The sequence below is a fragment of the Flammeovirga aprica JL-4 genome (genome assembly GCF_012844305.1).
Taxonomy (GTDB): Bacteria; Bacteroidota; Bacteroidia; order Cytophagales; family Flammeovirgaceae; genus Flammeovirga; species Flammeovirga aprica.
Genome location: NZ_JABANE010000027.1, coordinates 79,943 through 89,385, shown reverse-complemented (window position 1 = coordinate 89,385; position 9,443 = coordinate 79,943). Strand labels below are relative to the sequence as shown.

10 protein-coding genes are annotated in these 9,443 nt (G+C 35.8%); 2 read left to right on the top strand and 8 right to left on the bottom strand.

Going from position 1 to position 9,443, the window contains the following annotated elements:
* Positions 1-113 precede the first annotated feature (113 nt).
* The 7 genes from HHU12_RS12125 to HHU12_RS12095 form a co-directional block, all read right to left on the bottom strand.
* Positions 114-1,532 (bottom strand): DUF1254 domain-containing protein, encoded by a 1,419-nt coding sequence (locus HHU12_RS12125; protein WP_169657006.1) that lies wholly within the window; start codon positions 1,530-1,532, stop codon positions 114-116.
* A gap of 100 nt (positions 1,533-1,632) precedes the next feature.
* Entirely contained in the window at positions 1,633-2,616 is a 984-nt protein-coding gene (locus HHU12_RS12120) for a helix-turn-helix transcriptional regulator (RefSeq protein ID WP_169657005.1), read from the bottom strand.
* Positions 2,617-2,698: 82 nt separating this feature from the next.
* Positions 2,699-3,385: an ATP-binding cassette domain-containing protein gene (locus tag HHU12_RS12115; RefSeq protein WP_169657004.1), complete on the bottom strand. Its 687-nt coding sequence runs from the start codon at positions 3,383-3,385 to the stop codon at positions 2,699-2,701.
* Positions 3,386-3,395: 10 nt separating this feature from the next.
* Entirely contained in the window at positions 3,396-4,211 is an 816-nt protein-coding gene (locus HHU12_RS12110) for a hypothetical protein (RefSeq protein ID WP_169657003.1), read from the bottom strand.
* Between the two features lie 154 nt (positions 4,212-4,365).
* A complete protein-coding gene (locus tag HHU12_RS12105; protein WP_169657002.1) occupies positions 4,366-5,094 on the bottom strand; it encodes a hypothetical protein in 729 nt (242 codons plus the stop codon).
* Between the two features lie 414 nt (positions 5,095-5,508).
* Entirely contained in the window at positions 5,509-6,465 is a 957-nt protein-coding gene (locus tag HHU12_RS12100; RefSeq protein WP_205959871.1) for an SDR family NAD(P)-dependent oxidoreductase, read from the bottom strand.
* A 28-nt stretch (positions 6,466-6,493) separates the two neighbouring features.
* Entirely contained in the window at positions 6,494-7,393 is a 900-nt protein-coding gene (locus HHU12_RS12095; RefSeq protein ID WP_169657001.1) for an alpha/beta hydrolase family protein, read from the bottom strand.
* 317 nt (positions 7,394-7,710) lie between these two features.
* On the opposite strand from HHU12_RS12095, the gene HHU12_RS12090 reads away from it, so the two are divergent.
* Positions 7,711-7,995, top strand: coding sequence for a DUF427 domain-containing protein (locus HHU12_RS12090; protein WP_169657000.1), 285 nt, complete (start codon positions 7,711-7,713; stop codon positions 7,993-7,995).
* Between the two features lie 184 nt (positions 7,996-8,179).
* Here the strand turns inward: HHU12_RS12090 and HHU12_RS12085 are convergent, their stop codons facing one another.
* Entirely contained in the window at positions 8,180-8,359 is a 180-nt protein-coding gene (locus HHU12_RS12085; RefSeq protein ID WP_169656999.1) for a hypothetical protein, read from the bottom strand.
* Between the two features lie 159 nt (positions 8,360-8,518).
* On the opposite strand from HHU12_RS12085, the gene HHU12_RS12080 reads away from it, so the two are divergent.
* A complete protein-coding gene (locus HHU12_RS12080) occupies positions 8,519-9,364 on the top strand; it encodes an AraC family transcriptional regulator (RefSeq protein WP_205959870.1) in 846 nt (281 codons plus the stop codon).
* Positions 9,365-9,443 lie beyond the last annotated feature (79 nt).

Sequence of the window (9,443 nt, the reverse complement as noted above, 5' to 3'; positions counted from 1 at the left end):
TCTTCCCTCCGAGGGGCGAAACAGCTTTCTTTCAAGCTGTCGGGATAGTTTGCATGCAGGGCAAACAAAAAAGCTCTAGAGGTTTCCCTCTAGAGCTCAACAAACACAATTTACTATTTTACCTTATATAATTCAGGTAAATGAAATTCACCGATGACGACTTTTTCATTAGGCTCATACAGTCTACACTGTAACATAAAGTCTGCATTTGGTGCAGGTAACCAGTTTTTAAGTTGTTTTTTATTTTTTGGCTTTTCGTGAGAGATATAAATCGTCAAAGATCCATCTTTGTTATAAACCATTCCCTCAGTCATTGAACCTACTTTGTATCTGTCAATTTCGTTATCCACCATAAAACGATCTTCAGCGTCATACATAGTGATTGACCAGAAACCACCAACTTCTTTATTTACTGCCATATCTGCTGGCAATGTGATTTCGTAAGCATTTTTACCGTTTAACACCTCACCTTTATCATCAAAATATCTTTTTGGATACATAGCTCTTTCTGGTGAGTTCAAACCAATTGAGTTCATATTGATTGCTGCTCTTTGAAGATAATCAGCACCATATTTACCAGCATTGTACTCATAGTTCCATCCATTGACAGGAGTATTAGTATTCTTCGCTGTGTGTAAAATCATTTGGAAAGCATCTCCAAAACCTTTGACCATCGCTTCTTTTTGAACCTCAGTCAATTCGTCCATTTTACCGTTACCAATACCAATGTATTTGAATTGATCTGTTAAGCTTCTATCTTCTTCAAGATAGTTTTCAGCTAACACTCTATCAAATCTTTCAAACCAGTCCATTCCTTTCGGGAAGTTGACTTTTGGAGCTCCAACAGCCACTAATGGCTCTGGGTTTTGACCACCGTTTGGATAATCAGACAAAGGCATTAATCTGAATTCCTTCTGTAATTCTTGAGCAATTTTATGATCTGCTTCAGAAGCATCTACTCCTAAACGACCCGCTAACCAAATGTATCTTGTGTTAGAATAATGTACAGGTAAGTTGTCTGGATTTTCAAACGTCTCTCCTCTTTTGGCAAGGATAAAATACCCGCCTTTATCACCAATAGTAGCATTACATAAATCCACAACTGACTCAGTGTACATGTCTAGAATTTGTTCGATAAAGTATCTGTTTTTCACTTCAGGAATAAACAATACCATAGGGTTATTCTCTAAATATGCCCAACCTTGAATATAATAAGTATCATTGTTTGGGGTAGTATAAGAGCGGTCTCTATAATCCCAAAGTCTTGTGATTGGCCCTAATTGATTTAACGGTGCTTGACCGTTGTTCATTGGAGCGTCTACCGAAGTTTGATGTTCCAATGCCACGTCCATCATTACCGGTGCCCAACCGTATAATGTAGCTTGAACGCCAAGATTATAAGCAAGTTTATATTCTACAGTAGAAGTAATATCTTCCTGTGCTTGAAGAGGTTGACTCAACATAAATATGCTAACCAATAGCATAAACGCTCGAGAAGAAAGGCTTTTTATAGTAGGTGTGTTACAGTTCATTTTCGTATTTTTTTACTCTTTGAAAATTCGTTATGTAACTATAAACGCCTTTGTTGTTTTCAGTTTTTATGATTTTAGGCCAGAGTTTATACCTAAAAGTTTAATTCTTTGTGTATTTCAATGAAGCCTCTTTCGGAGTAATACCGTACGCTTTTTTAAAGCCTAAAGAAAATTTGGAAACACTATTATAGCCGACCAATCTTGCTACTTCAGTGATACTTCTTTTCTCATGTTGAAGCAACTCTTTTGCTTTCTCTAGTCGTAAGTCGGTATGGAATCTTTTGATACTGCTTCCGAAGACACTGCCAAAATCTCTTTTCAATTTGGATAAAGAATAGCCGTATTCATCGGCAATCACAGAAAGTGAAGGAAGTGGCTCAAATGGATTGATCAGTTTGTCTTTTAACTCCATTAAACGTTGTAAATCGTCGGGGTGAACATTACTCTGTTCTTGGAAACCTTTATTCAATAATCGATCATAAAAAACACCCAGACATTCTATCACTCTCGCCAAAACGACACTATGTGTCATTGGATTACGCTGATCCAAATCTAGATCAAAAATATCTTTCAGCAACAAATGCACTTCCAAAGGTGCAATATCATACCTCACCCAGTTGTGGCCTTCAGGAAACAGTCCTCCCAAGTATTTTCCAAACTGAGTAAAAATATCTGACATTTGTTGTATGGATATACGAATAGAAATCCATTGGTTTAATTGCCCTCCTTTATTGTGTGTCTTAAAAGAATAGGAAGTATCATACACTGCCATACCCACTGCCTGCAAATCCATTCCCTCCTCATGGTCTTCCGTATTTTTCATAATATCAGCCTTATATTCAAAGCGGAAGTTTAAATAACGTTCATCACTTTCATCACCTTCTATATTATAGTAGAGGTCTTCGTTAGAACGAATAGAATGAATCATTATATCTGTCCCTTTCACCAATGAGAAGACATGAGAAAGAATATGAATACCATCTTTTTTCACTTCATATTTTTCAGCTGATAATTCACCTCCCAAATGATTATACACTTGCTCTAACATTTGAGATGCACTTCCTTCTTTTAAATCTATCTCCATTATTTCAGGCTGTTATTATAAAATTAATTAATGGGTTTTGCTTGGATGATTCACATCCTGTGTGGAAAGATAAAGTGTCAGCTTAAAGAAGTTTATCCACAATATCCTGATGGTTATTACTGAAATAGTCTTTCATGTAGGCGTCTAATTGATCAAAGTTTTCTTTCTCAAAAGTTTGTTCAATTTTACCTTCCGAGAAGTGGTATATTTTATCAGAAAGTTTCTGCAACGCACTCAAAGTGTGAGACGCCACAAGGATAATTTTTCCTCTTTCTTTTAATGTATTGATGATTTTTTCTAAGTCAATGGAAGCCTCCACATCCAAACCTAAGAAAGGTTCATCTAAAAGAATAACAGGAGCATCGGCACTGAGCAACATCATCAATGCTAACCTTTTTTTCATTCCTGTAGAATAGTAATCCACTATTTCATCCAGAGGAAGCTCGAAAATGGTATTCCAGCCTTCAATATCAAAATCAGGATATCTTACTTTAAATACATTAAGGTGCTCCCGCCCTGTGATCATAGAGTAAAACGTCGGTTTCGCTTCTAAATACCCCACTTGAGCTCTTACTAATGTTTCACTGTCAAGTAATGCTTCTCCTTTGAAATTCTTTTTCCACTGTGCAATGATTTCAAAAAGAGTGGTCTTTCCAACGCCATTTTTACCCAATATGCCAATAATACTTCCTTTTTCAATGGATATATTGATATCCTGGAGCACGTGCTTTTCTCCATAAGCGAAAGAAATATTTTTTAACTCTAACATATTTTACTCATTAAAAATAATAGGACAATTGACGGTTGGCCCTTCTCCAGGATCTTATTCCCACCACCAAAGGCAAAGGTACGAGGAAGGGAATAAAAATGCTTATATAATAGAACGCAATGATAAAGGTATTAGCCCTAAAATTGGTATTTGGCTCATATGTAATATATTTCTGAAGGATCATCAGGAAAAGTACAAAAAACGAACCTAAAAAGAGATAGGCGATAACATAAAATACATGAATGTAAAAAACTAAACCTATGATCAATGCAAAACTGTTGATCATCAGGAACAACAGTGCCATTTGACTAATTTTCTTTTTTAGAAAGGAAGATGAAGTATCTGCCACAGCATAAAGAATCTGCCTTGGTTCGTTTTGAGTATAAAACCCAAAAATGGAAATACTTGACACTACGATACCTACTAACAAAAATTCAAACCTGAAAAGCCCCACTACAGCCAGAACAATTGAAATAATTATGCCCCATGCTCCACCGTTTCTCATGCCGGATTTCCAATCATAAGCGGCTGCAGAAAAAGGAACGGGAATCACAAAACCTTGATTTTCGATGGACCTGTTGGTCGGCAAAAAACTAGCCATCAAAGGTAAAAAGACAAGCAAAGGATATACATAATTGGAAGGAGAAAAGGCTATTCCCCATGTAAAAACAACCACCCAAATAAAGTTTTCTAGCAAATAATATAAAGGTGGAAACTTCATCAACTGCAATAATATTTTCTCGTCTTTTCTGTTGGCTTGAGCTGCTGAAAGTAGAGAGAGTAAGGCCGCATCAACAAAAAAGGCATGAAGCTCTTTGATGTGCATTAAAAAGAACTGAAAAAAACAATAGAACACACACAGTATGAGCAGTCTCAGAATGCCCAAATCCATTAGGATTCTACTGATTTGTTTTCTTCTGATATTTAGTATAGATAGTGTTAATTGAAAGATCACATCGATTTAATTTGTGGTAGTAGATTTACCAGGATTGTTGTCGCTCGTAAGTTGACAATGAAACGTGCAGATGATCCGCAGTACCACCATGTCTTACTATATTAAACCCCAAAGTATTAAAATAAATCTGACTAAACCAAATCATCCACACTGGTCTTCCGTTTGTTCTAAGGTCCATAGCATGCACATAACCGGTATTTTGAACGAAATGCAACGACTTTGATTTTGAAGATAATCCCATCTTGGTATAATCTTCCGGTTGCCTGCTTACTGAAGTGATCAATACATCTTTATCTAAAAGGAGTAACGTTCTTAAACTGATTTTCAAATATGGATGCAACTGCGCATACTCCTGCTTGATTTGATCAGTCTTGGCATTTTTTCCTGTAAATGAGAACAATGCAAAAACTGTATAAGATATTACGAAGAGGAAAACGGTAAGGACAATACGTTTAATCGCCACAAAACTGGCTTTATACTTTCTGAAGAAAAATAAATAGCCCACCAGCAGGTAGAATAATAATATCAATGTCAGTACCAACACACCGGCCGACAATCCAAACCAAACTCCCAAGGCATAGGTATGATACATATAAATACCGCTTCTGATCATCATGGTAAAAGGCAATACACTGAGAAAGAGGAAGAAGACAATCAGAAAGAAAAATTTAAACAGTGCTCCTTTCCATGAAAATTTCTTTTGAGGTGATACATCCGTCTGATAAGAGGAATAAGAATTGCTCTGATAGCTCATTTTGTAGTTTTTAGATCGTTTACTTTAAATAAAACGCAAAGATAAAAAACTTGTGGTGGCTATCAAATGAACAAGTGGTAATGTATTGGTTTAATTCATTGTTAGTATCATATTGAAATGTATCAGCTCAAATATCAGTTTTTTTTATGCTAAGTACTAAGTCAAAAATAAATCATAGTTAATTCTAATTATTTTTTTGTGAGTACAACGCTAAAAAACGTATTAATAGTGGTTCTATTAAAAGTTTTTTGAAGGAAGTAATCGCAAAACAATAAATAGAATTAGCATGAGATAATTTTGAATTTGTACTTAAATACTTAAGCGATATAGAAATAAAAAAGAAGATTCATAAGAATGTTACAGTATAGCATTCTCATGAATCTTCATATTTTAAAAGTGTTATTACTTCTTGCTTTACAAAGCCACCATTTTTCTACTTAGTTCAACTAATTGCTGGGCAGCTACTTTATCTTTTACATTTGGATTAGGCGAAATCATAGGCCAACCTCCTTTTTTACATTCTTTGTCTCTATACAGGACACTGTGCTGACTGAAATAGGCTCCTGAATGATTGGGGGCATCATCAGAAAGCAGAACATGAAGGGAAGTTTGAGCAGACTCTTCATTGCTATTAGTGATTGAATTTCTGAAAGGATATAAAAACACCCTCAATACTTTAATCATCATTCCGCTTCCTCCAAAATTACTTCTAGCCCACCCCGGGTGAACAGATGCTGTGCTTACTCCTGTTCCTTTTAATCGCTCACCTAATTCCATGGCATATAAATTAACAGCCACTTTTGCTTCACAATAAGCATCTACGCCATTGTATTTTCTATTTTTCCAGTTGATATCCTCCAAATGTACCTTATAGCGGTTTTTAGAATTTCCAGCGTGCCCTACTGAAGATAAAATACCTACTCTTGAAGGAGCACTTTTTTTCAGAAGGTCTAATAGGAGTTCTGTCAAAAGAAAGTGGCCAAAGTAGCTCACTCCAATTGACATTTCTATTCCATCTTTGGTGTATTGCGCCTCATCGCCGGAAAATAAAGCTCCGGCATTGCACATTAAACCATCAATACGGTCATACTTTTTTTTATAATTTTCAGTGAAATCTCTGACAGATTGCAAATCGCCGAAATCTACTTTCATCACTTCATAACTTCCTTTAAAATCATCAAAAGCCTTCGCTACTTGAGTACCTGCATCCACTCTTCTACAAGCCATAATAACATGTGCTCCTTGTTTTATAAGCTGTTTAGAAGTTTCAAGTCCTACACCTGAATTTGCACCTGTCACTATGTATATTTTTCCTTTTAAGTCTTTCTGAAGTGTTGCGGTATCACACCATAAAACATTTTTATTTGCCATTTTCTTGTACGTTAAATTGAATGATGAATTAATGTTTATTATACCAATCCAGCATTTGCTCTGGATGTTCAGAATAATAGGTATAACCATGAAAACGTTGTGACGTCCCTTCAATCCAGTATAGCTTTTTATCAGTAACCTCTATTGCATCATAAATAGCCTGTACATCATCAGGAAAAGTCGCCTTATCGGCACGAACTTGAGTCACAAAAGTGGGTACTTTAATATACTTTGCATCGATGATAGGTGATGAATCCTCTATTCTAAACCCAAACTGCTCACGGTACACCTCCTCAAAAGCTTTCTCTCCGCTTTTACCCAAATACATATTTTTACAAAGCTTTTTGACAATTGCTTCCCCTGATATTGGCTGTATCAGCATCATTGATTTCACTCCTTCAAAAGCTTCAGGATGTTTTTTCATGGCTACTAATGTAGAATTCCCACCAAGACACATACTGTGAAGGTGAATATCCATATGCTTAGTGTCTTCACGCTGCTTCACATAATTCAATGAACCGATCACATCTTTGTATTCAAAAAGACTAGGGTTATAAGCATTGCTTTGTGCAGGAGCACTAAATCCATGATTCCTTAAATCATAAGCCAAAACATTATAGCCTGCATCAGTTAGTGCTTTATATTTCGGTAAGAAATTTACCTCAAATCCACCTGCATTAGTCCACGGCTTAATATGTCCTGCGTAACCATATCGGTTTCCAGGAGAAAAATGATTACAGATCACTATTTTATCCGATGCATTTTTAGCAGGCATATACCATCCTTCCAACACGATACCATCAGTAGAAGTAAACGATATATCTTCAAATTGCATCCCGTATTCATCGGGTCTTCTTAAAATCGGAGAACGTCGAACAGTTGCAATCATAGGAACTATTCTTTTCATCATCATCTTAGCAATCATCATCGTAAGTTTTAGTGTTATACAATAGGAAATGAGGTCAACAAGGTTTTGGAAATTTAAAGTTTTATCCTTCTTGATATTACAAAGTTAGAGTAACCAAAAATGGAAAAAGTATACATATTGAAGCATTACATAAACATATTGAAGAAGCTTTTATACCGAAGATTAGATTGCTATTTTGTTTTTGGATTTTAAAGATGAAAAAGGGTAAAGGCAAGAAGATTATGTGTATATTTCAAAACCGGCAAAAACAATCTGAGTTCTTCTCAGTCTTTATATTATTCATTTAAAACTCTCAAACTAATTAATTTTTAAAAGCTATGAAAAAAGCAATTTGGAACGATGTCGTTCTAGCGGAAAGCGATGAAACGATCGTTATTGAAGGTAATCAATACTTCCCTCCTTCTTCTATCAAAAAAGAATTCTTTTCTGAAACCTCTACGCATAGTACTTGCCCATGGAAAGGGGAAGCATCTTATTATACCATTGAAGTAGACGGTCAGAAAAATGTGGATGCGGCTTGGTTTTACAAACAGCCAAAAGAAAAGGCAAGTGAAATCAAAGATTATGTGGCTTTCTGGAAAGGTGTGAAAGTTGAAGGATAGTTTTTTTAATGAAGAATGAAGAGTTAAGGATGAAGAAAAATGGATCGTGTTGTGGTTCGCAAAAGTGATCATTTAGAACATAGATAGCATTTTTATTGAGACGTTGTATTACCATATCTTAGAAAACTATCTTAACTCTTCATTCTTAACTAAAAAAGGCTACCTCATCAGTAGCCTTTATTTTTTAGTCTTGATCAGAGTTTTTTTCCTCTGAATCTTCTTGCTGAACTTGTTGCTCAACTTTAATTTCTTCTTTTACTTCCTCCTCTTCTTCTACTTTAAATGATAATAGGACGATAGGAATACAAATAAGCATTACAATTGACCACAATGTAGTGCCAAGCATTATTTTGATATTTTTCATTTTCAATCGTAGTTCATTTCACTAAATCATATCATTATGAAATTTAATTTTTAGATACGGAGAAACAAAGAAGAAAGATGCAATATTATATTTTTATAAGATAATTGACATTTATTGAAAGATAAGAGTAATTTATCCTTTGATACCAAAATGAAAATAATGAGCCAGAGGATCACCAAAAAATTCTTATTTGAGACGTTTGCACTGCAACCTGATGATGTTTTCCACCTTGCCCGTACAAGTATAGATCATCATGAAGACTTAATTATGCACTATCATGACTATTTTGAGTTTTTTGTAATTTCCGAAGGTGAAGGTATTCATATTATCAATGAGGAGGAGTTTACTATCCAAAAAGGAAGTGCCTATTTTATCCGCCCAAGCGATGTGCATACTTTCAAAAAAACATCAAAAGAGGAATTAGTGATTACTAATCTTGCCATCAAGGCCACATGCATACCTCACTACAAACAAAGGTATTTCGACAGCCCTGAACTATGTTTCTGGAATGAGGACCCGCTTCCCTTTTCTTGCAATTTCAGCGAAAACCAGCTGCAAACACTCTTGGGACATTTAGAACAAATGAGTATCAGCGAAAACTCCCTGATCACTTTGGACCTCCTGCTCCTTCACCTTTTTGCCTTACTGCAAAAACGCTCGTTCCAAGACGGTCATCTTCCTCCTTGGCTGAATTATACTTTGCAGGAATTCCGCTCACCCCACTATCTCAAAATGGGAATCGACGGCTTTATCCAACTCTCCCAGCGTTCGGGTGATTATATCAATAGAGTGGTAAAGAAAACGTTCCAAAAAACACTCACAGAACTTGTCAACGAGGAACGCCTCAACTTCGCCGCCCATCAACTCGCCATGACCAACGCCACCATCAAAGGGATCTACACCAATGCCGGCTTTGAAAATCACAGCTACTTTTTCCGTGTGTTTAAAAAGAAGTTTGGGGTGACGCCTTTGCAATACAGAAACAAGAATCATAAGGTGATTTAGGAGGGAAGAGTTAAGAATGAAGAATTGTGGTTCGGTAAGGCATTTCTTCCTTACAAGTGTTATACTTTCAATCTAAAAG